This is a genomic window from Rhodococcus sp. IEGM 1406, from assembly GCF_030056745.1.
GTDB lineage: Bacteria > Actinomycetota > Actinomycetes > Mycobacteriales > Mycobacteriaceae > Rhodococcus_F > Rhodococcus_F erythropolis.
This window is the reverse complement of record NZ_JASHKO010000023.1, coordinates 1-508: the sequence shown is the minus strand read 5'-3', so window position 1 is coordinate 508 and position 508 is coordinate 1. Positions and strand designations below refer to the sequence as shown.

Below are 508 nucleotides of genomic sequence, written 5' to 3'. Positions count from 1 at the left end.
CGCGCAGCAGCATCATCGAACCACGCCGACAACGTCGACTCCACACCACGATCGACACCCGTGTCGCTCCATGACAGAACGCGATCCAACTCACCGGCGGTCAGAACATCCACGTCGCCAACGGCAGCGGCCGGATTCGCGACAACGCCATGCAGGACGGATACGAACCGATCAGCGAACTCGGCCGCTGTCGCCGCGTCGAACAGATCCGTCGCGTAGGTCAGGGTGCCGGACATACCGGCGTCAGCGGCGTCTTCAAGAGTGAACTGCAGATCGAACTTGGCCAGTGCTGCGTCGAATTCCACAGCAGCGGCGGTGAGTCCGGGCAGTTCGAGAGCACTCTGGCCAAGGTTCTGGAAAGTCAATGCCACCTGGAACAGCGGGTGGTGTGCCTGCGAGCGCACCGGATCGAGCGCTTCAACGATCCGCTCGAACGGAACGTCAGCGTGGGCAAACGCCTGCAGATCCACTTCACGCGCCGAAGCCAACAGATCCGCGAACGACATCG

Annotated in this window: 1 protein-coding gene; it reads right to left on the bottom strand. The window is 62.4% G+C overall.

The features are described 5' to 3' along the window. Nucleotides 1-508 (bottom strand): condensation domain-containing protein (locus QM596_RS29585; protein ID WP_283310601.1); only part of this gene is annotated, 508 nt, incomplete at both ends.